Consider the following 16,188-nt stretch of genomic DNA (forward strand, 5'->3'; position numbering starts at 1 on the left):
GGTCGCGCTCGGGCCGGCGGGTGGTCGGCGCTGCCCGAGACGCCTCGCTCGCACCTACTGTCCGGCAGCAGCGCCCGGCGCCTGCCGGGCCGAGACCCGAGGAGGCGGCATGGCCGACTACGACCCCTTCGTCAGCGACGTGGCGCCCGCCGCGTCGACCCGCAAGGTCCGCCGGCTCGTCACCGGCCTGGACGCCGAGGGCCGCTCGACCATCGTGCTGGACGACACCGGCCGGCACGCTGCTGCCGGGCACGGGGTGCCGACCTACGTGGCCACCCAGCTGTGGCGCACCGAGTCGACCCCGGCGGACAACACCGGCGCCGTCCGCGACCCCTACGACACCGACGAGCGGCTGAGCGTCGGGCCGCCCGCGGCGGGCAGCATCTTCCGCACCCTGGAGCTGCCGCCGGACCGGGACTGGCGGTTCGACGAGCAGGGGGAGGAGGTCCGCCCGCTCGCCTTCCACACCACCCGGTCGATCGACTACGCGATCGTGCTCAGCGGTGAGGTGTGGGCGGTGCTGGACGCGACCGAGGTGCGGATGACCGCCGGCGACGTGCTCGTCCAGCGGGGCACGTCGCACGCCTGGTCCAACCGGTCGGACGAGCCGTGCCTGCTGGCCTTCGTGCTCATCGGCGGCAACCTGCCCGAGGGGGGCTGACCACCGCGACGGTCAGCCGCGCGTCGGGGACTCCGCGGCGGTCGCCGACGGGAGCTCGCCGAAGCGGGCCCGGTAGGCGGCGGAGAAGCGGCCGAGGTGGGTGAGGCCGCAGGCCTGGGCGGCCTCGGTGACGCTGAGGCCGTCCTCGGTCAGCCGGGCCCGCGCCGCATCGAGCCGGACGTCGCGCAGGTAGCCCATCGGCGACACGTCGAGGTGGGCGGAGAAGGCCTCCTGCAGCCGGCGCACGCTCGAGCCGGTGGCCCGGGCGATGTCGGTGACGGTCAGCGGTTCCGCGAAGTGCTCGTGGACGAACTCCTGGGCGCGGCGCACGGTGCGCGGCCGCAGCGGTGCGCCCCGGGCCGACAGCGCCTCGGTCCAGCTGTGCTGGTGCCCGGTCAGCAGACCGGCGACCAGGCTGCGCACGTGGCTGTGCCGGACGGCCGGTGAGTCGAAGAGGCCGGGGCGGTCGAGCTCGGCGAGCAGGAAGTGCACCATGGCCAGCCACGACCTCCCGGCCTCGCTGTGCAGGTCGAGCACCGGTGCGAACCGGACCGGGCCGGTCACCGGCCGGCCGAGGAGGGCGCTGAGCTCGCGCTCGACCAGCCCGGTGCTCAGCTTCAGGCCGATCAGCCCGCTGTCGGCCCGGGCGCGCAGCTCGTGCCGCTGCCCGGCCGTGTGCACCGCGGCGGTGTCGGGACCGACGTGCACCTCCGTGTTGCCGGCCACCGCGACGACGGAGCCGGAGAGGGCGAGGTTCACGTGGTAGCCGGTCGACTCACGGTCGGGCACCACCCGGACGTCACCACCGGGGTGGATGTAGCCGAGCGTGAAGTCCTCGGTGTGCACGGCGCGCAGCACCGAGGGGCCGCCGAACACCCGGCCCACCCGCGGCGCCACCTCGGCCGGGTAGTAGACGTCGTTGAGGCGGGTCGTGAACTCGGCGACGTCGGAGGACCGGCACAGCGCGAAGCGGTGCAGCGGTGGTGGCACGGACGTCGCGGGACGTCCGGCGAGGTGGGGGGCGAGCACGGCCCGAGCGTAGAGGTCCGGCGTGGCCCACGTCACTGAGGTGACGTGCGCTGCACCGGTGCCCCGGTGCCGTGTCCGCGATGCGCGGCTGGTGTCCCGCAGGCGCGGCTAAGTGGCGCGGAGGCGTGCTCCGGCGGTCCAGCACCTTCTCCGGCCGGGCCACGGGGGTGACCCTGTGCCGGACGACGACGTGGTCCGACCGGCGGGAGGTGCGCAGTGCAGGGAGACCGGTTCGAGCTCGACGGCCTGCCCACCCGGGTGGTCTTCGGCGCGGGACGCCGGGCCGACGTGCCCGCCGAGGTGACCCGGCTGGACGGTCGCCGGGTGCTGCTGGTGACCGGCCGGTCCCAGGCGGCCGTGGTCGCCGAGCTCCGCGGCGCGCTCGGCGACCGGTGCGCCGGCGTCCTGGACGGCGCGGTGGAGCACGTGCCCGTGGCGCTGGCCGAGCAGGCCCGGCGCGCAGCGGACGACCTCGCGGCCGACGTGCTGGTCGCCGTGGGGGGCGGGTCGGCCATCGGGCTGGCGAAGGCAGTCGCGCTGACCAGCGGCCGGCCGCTGCTGGTCGTCCCCACCACCTACGCCGGTTCGGAGATGACGGCGATCTGGGGGACGACGGACGGCGGCCGGAAGACCACCGGGCGGGACGACCGGGTGCGCCCCCGGGTCGTGGTCTACGACCCGGAGCTGACCCTGGACCTGCCCGCGGCGACCTCGGCCGCCAGCGGGATGAACGCCGCGGCCCACTGCGTCGAGGCGCTGTGGCTGCCCGCCACCAACGCCCTGGTCGACGCGGTGGCCGAGGAGGGCCTGCGCCAGCTGGGCGAGGCACTGCCCGCGCTGGCCCGCGACCGGCACGACCGGGGCGCCCGGGGGACGGCGCTGCGCGGCGCCTGGCTCGGCGGGACGGCGCTGGCGCTGGCCGGCACCGGCCTGCACCACAAGATCTGCCACGAGCTGGGCGGGCTGGGCCTCCCGCACGCCCCCGTCCACGCCGCCGTGCTGCCGGCGGTCGCCGCGCTGCTGGCCGATGCGGCGCCCGCGGCGGTCGACCGGGTCGCCCGCGCGCTGGGCGGTGGCGACGGGCCTGCCGCGCTGCGCCGGCTCGCCCGGCAGGCCGGCGCGCCGACCTCGCTGGCCGCGCTCGGGCTGCGCGAGTCCGAGGTGGACGAGGTCGCCGAACGGGTGGCCGCGGCCGGACCGGCCGCACCGCGGCCGGTCAGCGCGGTCGACGTCCGCCGGGTGCTGCTGGACGCCCTCGCCGGGGACGAGGCGGTCCCGGCGTGACCCAGCTCCCGAGCCGGCGCTCCCGACCGCACCGCCGACCCCGGTGCGGCTCCCGACCAGAGACGAGGACCAGCATGACCGGAGCCGAGCCCCGCACGTCCACGCCCGACCGGGGACGCGCGGTGCCAGCCGCCGGGGTGGTGCGGGCATGAGCAGCACCCCCACGGCCCCCACCACCTCACCGGAGGGACCGCCGCGGCCGGCTCCCGACGGGCCGCCCCGGTCGGCAGGAGGAACGGTGCAGCGCGCCGGGCGCCTGGTGCTGGGGCAGGACTTCCTCGGGGTCCTGGTCGCGACCGTCGCACTCGTGCTGCTGATCGGTGCCAACTACCCGCGCTTCCTGCAGCCCGACCAGCTGGCGTCGATCCTGAACAACGCGGCCTACATCGGCATCCTGGCCTGTGGCCTGGCCTTCCTGCTGGCGATGCGGGAGCTGGACCTCTCGGTCGGCTCGGTCTACGCGCTCACCGCACTGGCCTGCGCCATGCTGGTCCAGGAGGGCCTGGACCCGTGGCTGGCCGCGCTGCTCGCCATCGTCGTCGGTGGCGTCCTCGGCCTGGTGAACGCGCTGCTGATCCAGTACGTCGGGTTGCCCTCGATCGTCGCCACGCTGGCCACGCTGGCCATGTACCGGGGCCTGACCCTCGCGCTCAGCGAGGGCACCCAGGTGGTCGGGCCGCCGATCGACTCGTCGTTCTCCCAGGTGATCAGCGCCGACGTGCTCGGCATCCCGGTGCCCGGGCTGACGCTGATCGTGGTCGCCGCGGTGCTGACCGTCGTGCTGCGTGCCACGCCGTTCGGCTACCGGGTGCGCTCGATCGGGTCCAACCCGGAGGCGGCCGCGTTCAGCGGCATCCCGGTGGGCCGGGTGCGCACCCAGGCGTTCGTGCTGACCGGTGCGCTCGGCGGCCTCGCCGGCGTGCTCACCATCGGCTACCTCGGCGCCGCGGACCCGAACACCGGCACCGGCTACGAGCTGCAGGCCATCGCCGCCGCGGTGATCGGCGGCACCTCGCTGGCGGGGGGCCGCGCCACCATCGTCGGCGCCGCGCTCGGCGCCGTCCTGCTCGGGGTGGTGGCCAGCGGGCTCGCCTACTTCAGCGTGCCGATCAACTGGAACCAGTTCGCCCTCGGCGCGGTGATCCTCGGCGCGGTCTCGCTGGACAGCTTCGTGCGCCGCCGGCGGCGGCGGGCCCGTGCGGCCGCCGGCCCCCGCCTCTGACGCCCGGCACCACCCATCCCTGTTCGTCCCGCTGTACCCGTGCCACCCACCTGGAGGAAGACCGTGCGAACACGATCAACGTCGACCGTGCCCACCGGCCGGGCAGCCCGCGGCCTCGCTGCCGCCGGACTGCTGCTGCTCGTCACCGCCTGCGGCAGCGACAGCGGCGGGGGAGGCGGACAGGCAGCCGGCGAGGGCCGGGACGCCGAGGACATCAACATCGCCTTCATCGGCGCCGACGGGAGCCAGAACTTCGTCCGCGAGATGATGGCCGGCGCCGAGGCCGCGGGGGAGGAGTTCGGCGTCGACGTGCAGGTCGTCGCGCCGACCAGCCTCGACGGGCCGGCCCAGGTGCGGCTGTTCGAGGACGCCGTGCGCACCGCCACCGACGGCATCGCGATCGAGTCGCTGACCCCCGACCTGCTCGTCCGTGCCCAGTCGCGGGCGACCGACCAGGGCATCCCGGTCGTCTCCGTCGACACGCCCCCGCTGGAGGGCTCCGGCGTCACCGCCTACATCGGCAACGACAACACCGAGGCCGGCAGCCTGCTCGCCGACGAGGCCATCCGGCTGCTCCAGGAGGCGGGCACGACCGAGGGGACGGCGGTCGTCGCCAGCACGATCCCCGGCATCCCGACCCTGGACGACCGGGCCGAGGGCATGGCGGCCGCCTTCGCCGAGGACCTGCCCGGCTTCGAGGTCGTCGGCCCGGTGGCCAGTGCCCCCGACCCGACGGGCAACTTCAGCGCCTGGAGCAACCTGATCGCGGCCAACCGGGACGCCACGGTGTTCCTGGACTCCGGTGACGCGGCGCTGGCCTCGCTGGCGCAGCTGAACCGCGAGGCCGGCGGCACGTACCTCACCGGGGCCTTCGACCTCAACCAGGTCGGCCTGCAGGCGGTCGCCGACGGCACCAACTTCGCCACCGTCGACCCGCAGCACTTCCTCAAGGGCTACCTGTCCACCCGCCTGCTGATCGAGGCGGCGATGGGGGAGCGGGAGCTGTTCGAGGGCTGGTGGGTCAGCGAGGCCGCGCTCGTCACCCAGGACACCGTGGCCGACACCCAGGCCCGTCAGGAGTCCGAGGAGGCCAAGCTCGACTACTACCGCGACGTCGCCGAGGAGGAGCTGGCCGACCCGCCGCTGCGCGACTTCCCCGGCGAGGGCTGAGCCGGTGCTCGAGGCGCAGGGCATCCGCAAGTCCTACGGCGGCATCACCGCGCTGGCCGGGGTCGACTTCGCCGTCCGGACCGGCACCGTGCACGCGCTGCTGGGAGAGAACGGCGCCGGCAAGTCGACCCTGGTGAAGGTGCTGGTCGGCGCCCTGGCGCCGGACGCGGGTGCGCTGCGCCTCGACGGCCGGGAACTACGGGCGCACACCACGGCCGAGGCGGTGGACCGCGGGATCGCCGTGGTGTCCCAGGAGCTCAACCTCTTCCCCGACCTGGACGTGCTGGCCAACCTGTTCCCGATGCGGGAGCCCCGCCGGGCCGGTCTGGTCGCCCGGCGCGCGATGGCCGGGCGGGCCCGTCCGGTGCTCGACGAGCTCGGCCTCGACCTCGATCTCGACCAGCCGGTCGAGCAGCTGCCGCTGGACCAGCGGCAGCTGCTCGAGATCGCCCGCGCGCTCTGCACCGACCCGCGGGTGCTCGTGCTGGACGAGCCGACCTCGGCCCTGCACGCGGAGGCGGTCGACCGGCTGCACGAGGTGGTGCGCCGGCTCAGCCGTCGCGACGTCGGCATCGTCTACGTCTCCCACCACCTGGAGGACGTGCTCGCGGTCTGCGACACGGTGACGGTGCTGCGGGACGGCGAGGTGGCCGTCTCCGCCGTCCCGGCGGCGACGCTCACCGTGGACCGGATCGTGGCGCACATGCTCGGGGACAAGGTGGCCGCGGTGATGGCGGCGCGCAGCAACGAGGTCGCCACCACCGTCGAGCCGGGCACCCCGGCGCTGCGCTTCGAGCAGGTCACGGTGGGCACCGAGCTGCAGGAGGTCGACCTCGCGATCCCCGCCGGACGGGTGCTGGGCGTGGCCGGGGTCGACGGGGCGGGTCACCGGACGCTGCTCAGCGTCGCGGCCGGCGTGCTGCGACCGGACGCCGGCCGGGTCGTGCTGCCCGACGGGGCGCCGCTGGGTCGCGGTCTGCGCGCCGCCATCCAGCAGGGTGTGGCCGTCGTCTCCGGTGACCGCAAACGGTTCGGGGTCATGCTGGACAAGCCGATCTGGGACAACATCGGCCAGGTCAGCGCCGTGGGGCTGCGGCGGGACGGGATGGTGGTGCGGGCCGGGCGGCTGCGCGAGCGGGCCCGCGCGCACGTGGGCAGCCTCGGCATCAAGACCCCGTCGGTCGACCAGGAGGTCGGCATGCTGTCCGGGGGCAACCAGCAGAAGGTCGTCTTCGCGAAGTGGTTCGAGTCCTCGCCGGCGGTGCTGCTGCTGGACGACCCGACGCGGGGCATCGACGTCGGCGCCAAGGCGGAGATCTACAACCTGCTGCAGGAGCAGTCCCGCCGGGGCGTGGTGCAGGTCGTGGCGTCCTCGGACCCGCGTGAGCTGGCCGCGATCTGCGACGAGGTGGCGGTGTTCTACGACGGCCGGGTCTGCGCGCGGCTCTCCGGTGAGCGCCTGGACGCGCACACCATCCTCGAGGTGATGAACACCGGACGGGCGCCCGAACACGCGGTCGGTGTCGCCGGGGAACATCCCGGTGGCGCGCCCCGTTAGACTGCACGCACAACTACACAGGGGGGCGATTGGTCTCGACTGCGGTCGTCTGACCAGGGGAAGCGAGCCGAGGAAGGCAACGATGATCTCGTTAACCATGCGTTGCAAAAACACAAGCGCCGATTCCAATCAGCGCGACTTCGCTCTCGCTGCCTGACGGCAGCTAGGCGAGTCTGTCAGCCCGGGTTCGTCATCGGCCCGGATCCTGGCATCAGCTAGATGACTCACCGCACGCATCGGTCGCGGTTGCGTGTGGGACACCAAACAGCGACTGGGCCCGTCATCCTGACTCGTTCGTGAGATCAGGAGGGCCGAGCAGAGGCAGAGCGAACTGCGCTCGGAGAAGCCCTGGTGATGCGTCGCAGGACGCGGGTTCGATTCCCGCCGCCTCCACCGCGGGGTGCGCCACGAGCGGTTGGGTCCGGTGGACCAGCTGGTCGGCACACCCGAAGGTGAAGCCCCCGTTCCACCACGAAGGGCCCGGTCAGCTGACCGGGCCCTTCGTGCGTTCCCGCGGCGGCACGGTCGGCCGGGTCAGGGGGTGCGAGTGCTGGCATCCTCTCCTCGACGGCAGGACGCCGACCGGTGCGCCGGTCCGGTGGTCCACGACGCGGGAGGTCGCATGAGCAGGACGGCGGACGGCGCCACGGCGCAGCCCGACCAGGAGCGACGGCGGGGCGGGTTCAGCTCCCGGCGGGTGTTCATCCTGGCGGCGATCGGGTCGGCGGTGGGGCTGGGCAACATCTGGCGCTTCCCCTACGTGGCCTACGAGAACGGCGGAGGCGCCTTCGTGCTGCCCTACCTCATCGCGCTGCTGACCGCCGGCATCCCGTTCCTGCTGCTGGACTACGCGATCGGCCACCGCAACCGCGGGTCGGCGCCGCTGTCCTTCGCCCGGCTGCGCCGCGGCGCCGAGGGGCTCGGCTGGTGGCAGGTCGGCATCTGCTTCGTCATCGCGATCTACTACGCCGCGGTCATCGCCTGGGCGCTGCGCTACACGTTCTTCTCCCTCGACGAGGCCTGGGGCGCCGACCCCGAGGGCTTCTTCTTCGGTGAGTTCCTGCAGGCCGGCGACGTGCAGGTCACCGCGGACGTCGTCCCGGGCGTGCTCGTGCCGCTCGCGCTGGTGTGGCTGGCCGTGCTGGCGATCATGGCCCTGGGTGTGCAGCGCGGGATCGGGGCGACCTCGCTGGTCTTCATCCCGGTGCTGGTGCTGGCCTTCGCCGCCCTCGTGGTGCAGGCGCTGCTGCTGCCCGGCGCCGGGGCCGGCCTCGACGCGCTGTTCACCCCCGACTGGTCGGCGCTCACCTCGGCGTCGGTCTGGGCCGCCGCGTTCGGCCAGATCTTCTTCTCGCTGTCGATCGGCTTCGGCATCATGATCACCTACGCCTCCTACGTGGGCCGGCGGGAGGACATGGTCGGCTCCGGCCTGGTCGTCGGCTTCGCGAACTCCGGCTTCGAGCTGCTCGCCGGCATCGGGGTCTTCGCCGCGCTGGGCTTCATGGCCCAGGCCAACGGGGTGGCCGTCGACGAGGTGGCCGGCGACGGGATCGGGCTGGCCTTCGTCGCCTTCCCGGCGATCATCAGCGAGGCCCCGGCCGGCGCCCTGCTCGGCGTGCTGTTCTTCGGCTGCCTGGTGCTCGCGGGCATCACCTCGCTGGTCAGCGTGATCGAGGTGGTCATCTCCGCGGTCCGCGACAAGCTCGACACCGGCCGGCTCACCGCGACCCTGCTGGTCGGCGTCCCCGCCGCGGTGCTCAGCCTGGTGCTGTTCAGCACGACCAGCGGCATCTACGTGCTCGACGTCGTCGACCACTTCGTGAACCAGTACGGCATCCTCGTCGTCGCGCTGGTGAGCATGCTGGCCGTCGCGTGGGCGCTGCGGGCCCTGACCGGCCTCGGCGACCACCTCAACGTGCACGGCCGCCCGAGGGTCGGCACCGGCTGGCGGCTGCTGACCAGCGTGGTGGCCCCGGCGGCGCTGGCCGTCGTCCTCGTGCTGGCGCTGCGGGAGGACATCGCCGCGGCCTACGAGGACTACCCGACCTGGCTGCTGCTCGTCTTCGGGTGGGCCCTGGTCGTGGCGCTGCCGCTGGTCGGCTTCCTGGTCGCCCGGCTGCCGTGGCGCGCCGGCACGCACCTGGACGGGCCACCGCCCGGCGCCGACCCGGCGATGCCGGCGGACGCGGCCGGCGCCGGCCACCACGAGGGAGGACCCCGGTGAACACGTCCGCGATCGTGATGATGGTGGTGGCGATGGTGGTGATCTGGGGCGGTCTCGCCCTGGCCATCGCCAGCCTGGTGCGGCACGGCGCCGTCGAGGACCGCACCGAGAACGTCCACCGGGACCTCTGAACCCGCCGGTCGGGGACGCCGTTTCGACCTCGAGCCCCGGGGCACCGGGAGTCCATGACCGGACCCGCCCGATGAGCGTGCGCAGCCGGCTGGAACGCACCCTGGGGGCCGTCGAGCGGCTCCAGGTGCTCGACGGCCCCGGCTACCAGCTCGAGCACGGCGTCGCCCTGACCTACCTGCTCACCGGCCGGTTCGCCCGGCCGCTGCAGGACCTGCTGCACGGGGTGTGGCTGGGCCACCCGCTGCACCCCGCGCTGGTCACCGTCCCGGTGGGGTCGTGGACGGCGGCGCTGGTGCTCGACGGCCTGGACGTGACCGGTCGCGGTGGCCCGGGCACCGGCGCGGCGGCCCGGACGGCGGTCGGCGTCGGCGTGGCCGGGGCGGTGGCGTCCGCGGCGAGCGGCCTGACCGACTGGCAGCACGCGCACGACGGGGCCCGCCGGGTCGGGCTGGTGCACGCCGGGCTGAACAGCACCGCGCTCGCGCTCTACGCCTGGTCCTTCGCCGACCGGGGACGGCGCCGGCCGGGGCGGGCCCGGGTCACCGCGGCGGCCGGGTTCGCGCTGACGCTGGCCAGCAGCTGGCTGGGTGGGGCGCTGTCCTACCGGCACGGGCTGGGCACCGACCACGCCGACCGCAGCCCGGAGCCGCGCCGGTTCACCCCCGTGCTGGCCGAGTCCGAGCTCGTCGACGGCGAGGCGGTCGGGGCGACCGTGGACGGCGTCCCGGTGGTGCTGGTCGCGCAGGACGGCGAGGTGCACGCCGTGGGCGGCACCTGCCCGCACCAGGGGGCGCCGCTGGGGGAGGGGTGGCTGCACCGCGGCGAGCTGGTCTGCCCGTGGCACGGGTCGCGGTTCGACCTGGCCACCGGGGAGCCGACGCAGGGCCCGTCCACGGCGCCCTTGCCGTGCTTCGACGTGCGGCGGCAGGACGGCCGGGTCGAGGTGCGCCGGCGGGGGAACTGGCGGGGACCCACCGCCACCACGACGGTCGAGGAGGCGTCCCGATGAAGGCCGACCAGGTGCTGATCGCCCACCACGACGTGTTGCGGGGGCTGCTGCGGCAGCTCACCGAGACGACCGACGACCAGACCGCGGAGCGCAGCCGGCTGCGCGACGAGCTGCTGCGCGAGCTGGAGGTGCACACCCAGATCGAGGACGAGCTGTTCTACCCCGCCGTCCGGGACGTGTCGCCGCTGCTCTCCCTGGCGCACGCCGAGCACCGGCAGATCGACGACCAGCTGGCCACCGTGATGCGGACGGCCGTGGACGACCCGGAGTTCGGCACGGAGGTGCGGATGCTGTCCGCGACGCTGCACCACCACACCTTCGAGGAGGAGGAGCGGATGTTCCCCCAGTCGCACGCGCTGGGCGACGAGCGGCTCGAGCAGCTCGGCCGGCAGCTGCAGGAGCGGCAGGAGGAGCTGTACCGCTCCGGTGCGATGCGGCTGATCGTGCGGCTCAAGCGGATGACGTTGCGGCTCGTCTGACCCCCTGGGGGTACAGCAGGCTGTACTCCTGGGCCGGTTCGCTGTCCCCGGCCGGTCGCGGGCCCTACCGTCGGCAGCCGTGAGGACGACGGGGCAGCGGGGGAGGGCCGGTGAGCGGGGGGCCGTGGCCCGCACCGCGGCCGGGGTCCTCGCCGCGCTCGAGCAGCTGCCGGGTGCGCTGGGCACCGGCCTGCTCGCCCTCGGCGCCCTGCTGTTCCTGCTCGTCGCCGCGGCCACCAGCCTGCTCGGCGTCGGGCTGCTCGTGCTGCCGACCGCGCTGCGCGGCGTGCGCGCGGTGGCCGAGCGGGAACGCGGCCGGCTGGGCCGCTGGGGGCCGGAGCTGGTGGGCCCCGGTCCGCTCCCCGAGCCGCTGCGCGAGGCCCTGGCCGACCCGGCGCTGCGCCGGGAGGCGCGCTGGCTGGCCGGGCACGCGACCGTCGGACTGCTGCTCTCCGCCCTCGGCGTGCTGCTGCCGTTGTACGCCTTCCGCGACCTCAGCTTCCCGCTGTGGTGGTGGGCCGTCCCCCGCGAGGCCGCCACCGACTCGCTGGCCTTCTGGTACGTCGACGACTGGGGCGGGGTCGGGCTCGTCGTCCTGCTCGGGCTGCTCTGGACGGCGCTCGGCGCGCTGCTCATCCGGCCGATCGCCCGGTACCTGGCCGCCCGCGGCCGGCGGCTGCTGGACACCGCCCCCTCGGACCTGTCGCTGCGGGTCACCCAGCTCACCGCCACCCGCGCCGCGGCGCTGGACGCGCACGCCACCGAGCTGCGCCGGATCGAGCGTTCGCTGCACGACGGCACGCAGAACCGGCTGGTCGCGGTGACCGTGCTGCTCGGCGCGGCCCGCCGGGCGGTGCCCCGCGACCCGGCCGCGGCCGAGGAGATCCTGGAGAAGGCCCAGCTCGCCGCGGAGGAGGCGCTGGCCGAGCTGCGCTCGGTGGCCCGCGGCATCCTGCCCCCGGTGCTCGCCGACCGCGGCCTGGCCGGGGCGCTCAGCGGGCTGGCCGCCACCTCGGCGGTGCCCTGCCGGGTGGACGTCGACGTCCCGGTGCGCTGCGCGGCCTCGGTGGAGGCCACCGCCTACTTCCTGGTCGCCGAGGCGCTCACCAACACCGCCCGGCACAGCGGCGCTGGCCGGGCCGACGTGACCGTGCAGGCCCGCGACGGGCGGCTGTGCGTCACCGTGACCGACGACGGCACCGGGGGTGCGGTCGAGGGCCGCGGCTCCGGGCTGGTCGGCATCCGCCGCCGGGTCGAGGCGCACGACGGCACGCTCACCCTGACCAGCCCACCCGGTGGCCCGACCACCCTGACCGCGGAGCTGCCGTGCGGATCATGATCGCCGAGGACGACGCCCTGCTGCGGGAGGGCCTGGCGCTGCTGCTGCGGGCCGAGCAGCTCGACGTCGTCGCCACCGCCGGCGACCCGGCGGAGTTCCTGACCGCGCTGGACGAGCACGAGCCCGACGTGGCGATCGTCGACGTCCGGATGCCGCCTACGCACACCGACGAGGGCATCGTCGCCGCGGTCGAGGCCCGGCGGCGGCAGCCGGAGCTGGCGGTGCTCGTGCTGTCGGCCTACGTCGAGCAGTCCTTCGCCACCGAGCTGCTCGCCGGGGGCGCCGCGGGGCTGGGCTACCTGCTCAAGGAGCGGGTCGGCCGGGTCACGGAGTTCCTCGGCGCGCTGCACCGGGTGGCCGACGGCGGGACGGCGATCGACCCGGAGGTGGTCGCCCAGCTGTTCGCCCGCACCCGCACCGACACCCGGCTGGAGCGGCTCAGCCCGCGGGAGCGGGAGGTGCTGGCGCTGATGGCCGAGGGCCTGGGCAACACCGCGATCGGCGAGCGACTGGTGGTCACCGACGGGGCGGTGCACAAGCACATCCGCAGCATCTTCGCCAAGCTCGACCTCGCCCCCGACGACAGCGCCGACCGCCGGGTCACCGCCGTCCTCCGCTACCTGGACGACGTCCGCCGCCGGACGTGACGCTGCCCCGACCCCGCGTCAGCAGGGCCGGGGCAGCGGGGTCCTTCCTCAGTCGCAGATGGCGGCGTCGACGGTGGCCTCGACGTTCGCAGCGGCCTCGTCCTCGGTGGGCAGGGCGGTGACCGCGACCATCGCGCCGCGCCCGTCCTCGGTCACCGCGCCGCGGGTCTCGTAGCCGGGGATGTCACCGCCGTGGGTCCAGGCGGTGCCGCCGCAGGTGAGCGTGAAGGTCTGCAGCCCCAGGCCGTAGGACTCGATGCCGTTCAGCGAGGACGTGGGTGCGGGGACGGTGGTCTGCATCTCGGCGAGCATCTCCGGGCTCAGCAGCTCCCCGTCGACCAGCGCGGTGAAGAACTCCAGCAGGTCCGACGGGGTGGCGACCAGCTGACCGGCGGCCCAGCCGAACGCCGGGTCCTGCACGTCGACGTCCACGTACTCGGCGCCCGGGGCGGACGCGTAGTAGCCGTGCGGGTGGTCGCCGCGCAGCTCCTGCTCGCCCTCGTGCGGCCAGTAGGTGTCCTCCAGGCCCAGCGGCTCGATCACCCGGGTGGTGATCTCCTCACCGACCGGTCGGCCGGTGACCTCCTGGACCAGCAGCCCGGCCAGCACGTAGTTGGTGTTGCTGTACGCCCAGTCGGTGCCGGGGGCGAAGTTCGCCGGCCGGGCCAGGGCGATGTCCAGCAGCTGGTGCGGCTCGACGTAGCGGTGCTGCACCGCCAGGTAGTCGGCCACCACGACGTCGGCGTACTCCGGCAGCCCGCTGGTGTGCTGCAGCAGGTGGCGCACGGTGATCGCGTTCGGGTCGATCCCCTCGCCGCGCACCAGGCCGGGCAGGTAGCTCTCGATGGGGGCGTCCAGGTCGACCAGGCCCTCCTCGACCAGCTGCAGGACGACGGTCGCCACGAAGGTCTTGGTGTTGCTGGCGATCCGCACCTCGCCGTCGACCGGCACCGGCTCGCCGGTCGCCAGGTCGCCGACCCCGGCGGTGAGGTCGTGCACCCGCCCGTCGGCGCCACGGACGGCGGCCAGCGCGGCGGGGAAGCCGTCCTCGGCGACCAGCGCGTCGAGCTCGTCCTGCACCGCATGCGCCGGACGGGGACCGCCGCCGGCCTCGGCGGCGTCGGGGCTGAGCAGGCCGGTGGTGCCGACGGTGGTCACCGCGGCGGCGGCGACCAGCAGCGTCGCCCAGGTGCGGCGGGGGATCGAGGCGGTCGAACGGGCGGGCGCGGTCTCGGGGTGCACTGTCTCGGGGGGAACGGACACGGGGAGCTCCTCAGGCCAGGCGGTCGTTCGGACCACCCCAGCCTCATCCGGCCCGGCTGCCGGACCGATCCTGCAGGCAGGCCGATCGGTGGTGGCGCAGGCTGTACTCACCGGATCGGAAAGCGCTCGCGTCCGCGGCCCGGGGCGGGCACTGTCGGCGCATGCCGACCGAACGCATGCCGACCGAACGCATGCCGACCGAACGCATGCCGACCGAACGCATGCCGACCGAACGCATGCTGACCGTCGTGCCCGGTGTCGAGCTGTGGGTCGAGGAGCGCGGCGCACCCGGCGCCACCGCCGTCCTGCTGGTGATGGGGGCGGCCTCCAGCGGTCTGGTCTGGCCCGAACCGCTGGTGGACCGGTTGGCGCGCGACCACCGGGTCGTCCGCTACGACCACCGCGACACCGGCCGGTCGACCGCGGCCTTCGAGGACGCCCCGTACGCCCTCCGGGACCTGGCCACCGACGCGGTCGCCGTCCTCGACGCGCTGGACGTCGACCGGGCCCACGTGGTCGGGATGTCGATGGGTGGCCTGCTGGTGCAGCTGCTGCTGCTCGACCACCCGGACCGGCTGCGCAGCGCCACCCTCTTCTGCACCGGCGCGCTCGCCGGCGCCGGCGGGGAGCCGCCGCCCGGACCGTCGGAGGCACTGCTGGCCTGGTGGGCGACCATGGCCGAGCCCCGGGACGAGGCGGCCGAGCTCGACTGGCGGGTGGCGCACTGGCAGCTGCTGCACGGCAGTGGGCTGCCGGTCGACCCGGCGGAGTGGCGGGAGACCGAGGAGCGGGTGCGCGCGCACTCCGGGGGCTTCCGGTCAGCGCTCGCCCACGCGTCGGCCGACCCGGGCGGGCTCGACCGTGGTGCCGAGCTGTCCGGGGTCGCCGTCCCCACCCTCGTGGTCGAGGCACCGGCGGACCCGGCCTACCCGCCGCCGAGCGCGCAGCACCTCGCCGCGGCCATCGGGACGGGCTCCGGGGGTGCGCCGGCGCGGCTGGTGACGGTGCCGGGGATGGGGCACGCGCTGCCGGCGGGCGTCCTGGGCCCGTTCGGGGACGTGGTCGCCGGGCACCTGGCGGCGGTCGACGCCGGCTGACCGGGGCGGCGCCGGGCAGGCGGTACCTCCCCGCAGGCGTGGGAGCGCTCACCGGACGGTAGGAACACCCCATGGAGTTCCGACACCTCGGCCGCAGCGGCCTCAAGATCAGCGAGATCACCTACGGCAACTGGATCACCCACGGCGGGCAGGTGGAGGCCGAGGCCGCCACCGCGTGCGTGCGTGCCGCGCTGGACGCCGGCATCACCACCTTCGACACCGCCGACGTCTACGCCGAGGGGCGGGCCGAGACGGTGCTGGGCAAGGCGCTGGCCGGCGAGCGGCGCAGCGGCATCGAGATCTTCAGCAAGGTCTACTGGCCGACCGGTCCGGGCGCGAACGACCGAGGCCTGTCCCGCAAGCACGTGCTGGAGTCGATCGACGGCTCGCTGACGCGGCTGGGCACCGACTACCTCGACCTCTACCAGGCGCACCGGTTCGACTACGAGACGCCGCTGGAGGAGACGATGCAGGCCTTCGCCGACGTCGTCCGCAGCGGGAAGGCGCTCTACATCGGCGTCTCGGAGTGGCGGGCGGAGGAGATCCGCGCCGGCAAGGCGCTGGCCGACGAGCTGAAGGTCCCGCTGGTGTCCAACCAGCCGCAGTACTCCGCGCTGCACCGGGTGCCCGAGGCCGAGGTCATCCCGACCTCCCGTGAGCTGGGCATCAGCCAGATCGTGTTCTCGCCCATCGCCCAGGGCGTGCTCACCGGCAAGTACCAGCCCGGTGCCGAGCCGCCGGCCGGCTCGCGGGCCACCGATCAGAAGGGCGGCGGGGCGGGCATGATCGCCCGCTGGATGGACGACGACGTCCTCGCCCGGGTGCAGGAGCTCAAGCCGATCGCCGATGACCTGGGGCTGTCCATGGCGACCCTGGCGGTGGCCTGGGTGCTGCAGGAGGAGAACGTCGCCGCGGCGATCATCGGCGCCAGCCGGCCCGAGCAGGTGACCGACAACGTCAAGGCCTCCGGCGTCCGGCTCGACGCCGACGTCAAGCGCCGGATCGACGAGGTGCTCGCCCCGGTGGCCAACACCGACCCGGCCCTGACCAAGAGCCCGAACCCGCGCCCCTGAA

At 74.7% G+C, this 16,188-nt stretch carries 15 protein-coding genes and 1 other RNA gene; 14 read left to right on the plus strand and 2 right to left on the minus strand.

Annotated features, from left to right (window positions below; all coding sequences use genetic code 11):
- The first annotated feature begins 109 nt into the window (after positions 1–109).
- Positions 110–661 (plus strand): cupin domain-containing protein, encoded by a 552-nt coding sequence (locus Q1A09_RS10115; RefSeq protein WP_299954258.1) that lies wholly within the window; start codon positions 110–112, stop codon positions 659–661.
- 12 nt (positions 662–673) lie between these two features.
- Here the strand turns inward: Q1A09_RS10115 and Q1A09_RS10120 are convergent, their stop codons facing one another.
- Positions 674–1,690, minus strand: coding sequence for an AraC family transcriptional regulator (locus tag Q1A09_RS10120; RefSeq protein WP_299954261.1), 1,017 nt, complete (start codon positions 1,688–1,690; stop codon positions 674–676).
- 216 nt (positions 1,691–1,906) lie between these two features.
- Here Q1A09_RS10120 and Q1A09_RS10125 point away from each other — a divergent pair, with 216 nt between their 5' ends.
- The 11 genes from Q1A09_RS10125 to Q1A09_RS10175 all read left to right on the plus strand — a co-directional run bounded on the left by Q1A09_RS10125 (position 1,907) and on the right by Q1A09_RS10175 (position 12,754).
- A complete protein-coding gene (locus Q1A09_RS10125) occupies positions 1,907–2,974 on the plus strand; it encodes a maleylacetate reductase (RefSeq protein ID WP_299954264.1) in 1,068 nt (355 codons plus the stop codon).
- A 148-nt stretch (positions 2,975–3,122) separates the two neighbouring features.
- Positions 3,123–4,196: an ABC transporter permease gene (locus tag Q1A09_RS10130; RefSeq protein WP_299954266.1), complete on the plus strand. Its 1,074-nt coding sequence runs from the start codon at positions 3,123–3,125 to the stop codon at positions 4,194–4,196.
- Between the two features lie 63 nt (positions 4,197–4,259).
- Positions 4,260–5,366: a substrate-binding domain-containing protein gene (locus Q1A09_RS10135; RefSeq protein ID WP_299954269.1), complete on the plus strand. Its 1,107-nt coding sequence runs from the start codon at positions 4,260–4,262 to the stop codon at positions 5,364–5,366.
- A 4-nt stretch (positions 5,367–5,370) separates the two neighbouring features.
- Positions 5,371–6,924 carry a sugar ABC transporter ATP-binding protein gene (locus tag Q1A09_RS10140; RefSeq protein ID WP_299954271.1) on the plus strand — a complete coding sequence of 518 codons (1,554 nt, stop codon included), beginning with the start codon at positions 5,371–5,373 and terminating at the stop codon, positions 6,922–6,924.
- Between the two features lie 21 nt (positions 6,925–6,945).
- Positions 6,946–7,320: a transfer-messenger RNA gene (gene ssrA / locus Q1A09_RS10145) on the plus strand.
- A 226-nt stretch (positions 7,321–7,546) separates the two neighbouring features.
- Positions 7,547–9,148 (plus strand): sodium-dependent transporter, encoded by a 1,602-nt coding sequence (locus Q1A09_RS10150; RefSeq protein WP_299954273.1) that lies wholly within the window; start codon positions 7,547–7,549, stop codon positions 9,146–9,148.
- The gene (locus Q1A09_RS10155) at positions 9,145–9,279 is read left to right on the plus strand and encodes a methionine/alanine import family NSS transporter small subunit (RefSeq protein ID WP_299954275.1); all 135 of its coding nucleotides are present in this window, start codon (positions 9,145–9,147) and stop codon (positions 9,277–9,279) included. The genes Q1A09_RS10150 and Q1A09_RS10155 overlap by 4 nt, the downstream gene beginning before the upstream one ends.
- 71 nt (positions 9,280–9,350) lie before the next feature.
- Complete coding sequence (locus Q1A09_RS10160; RefSeq protein WP_299954277.1) at positions 9,351–10,289, plus strand: Rieske 2Fe-2S domain-containing protein; 939 nt, start codon at positions 9,351–9,353, stop codon at positions 10,287–10,289.
- The gene (locus Q1A09_RS10165; protein WP_299954279.1) at positions 10,286–10,768 is read left to right on the plus strand and encodes a hemerythrin domain-containing protein; all 483 of its coding nucleotides are present in this window, start codon (positions 10,286–10,288) and stop codon (positions 10,766–10,768) included. Before Q1A09_RS10160 ends, Q1A09_RS10165 begins: the two co-directional genes overlap by 4 nt.
- A gap of 124 nt (positions 10,769–10,892) precedes the next feature.
- Positions 10,893–12,107: a sensor histidine kinase gene (locus Q1A09_RS10170; RefSeq protein ID WP_299954282.1), complete on the plus strand. Its 1,215-nt coding sequence runs from the start codon at positions 10,893–10,895 to the stop codon at positions 12,105–12,107.
- Entirely contained in the window at positions 12,095–12,754 is a 660-nt protein-coding gene (locus Q1A09_RS10175) for a response regulator transcription factor (protein ID WP_299954284.1), read from the plus strand. Before Q1A09_RS10170 ends, Q1A09_RS10175 begins: the two co-directional genes overlap by 13 nt.
- 48 nt (positions 12,755–12,802) lie before the next feature.
- Here Q1A09_RS10175 and Q1A09_RS10180 read toward each other — a convergent pair whose 3' ends face one another.
- A complete protein-coding gene (locus tag Q1A09_RS10180; protein WP_299954286.1) occupies positions 12,803–14,017 on the minus strand; it encodes a serine hydrolase in 1,215 nt (404 codons plus the stop codon).
- Positions 14,018–14,238: 221 nt separating this feature from the next.
- On the opposite strand from Q1A09_RS10180, the gene Q1A09_RS10185 reads away from it, so the two are divergent.
- Together Q1A09_RS10185 and Q1A09_RS10190 are read left to right on the plus strand one after the other, a co-directional pair.
- The gene (locus tag Q1A09_RS10185; RefSeq protein WP_299954287.1) at positions 14,239–15,114 is read left to right on the plus strand and encodes an alpha/beta fold hydrolase; all 876 of its coding nucleotides are present in this window, start codon (positions 14,239–14,241) and stop codon (positions 15,112–15,114) included.
- A gap of 71 nt (positions 15,115–15,185) precedes the next feature.
- Positions 15,186–16,187, plus strand: coding sequence for an aldo/keto reductase family protein (locus tag Q1A09_RS10190; RefSeq protein ID WP_299954288.1), 1,002 nt, complete (start codon positions 15,186–15,188; stop codon positions 16,185–16,187).
- Position 16,188 lies beyond the last annotated feature (1 nt).

Source organism: uncultured Modestobacter sp. (genome assembly GCF_947486615.1).
GTDB lineage: Bacteria > Actinomycetota > Actinomycetes > Mycobacteriales > Geodermatophilaceae > Modestobacter.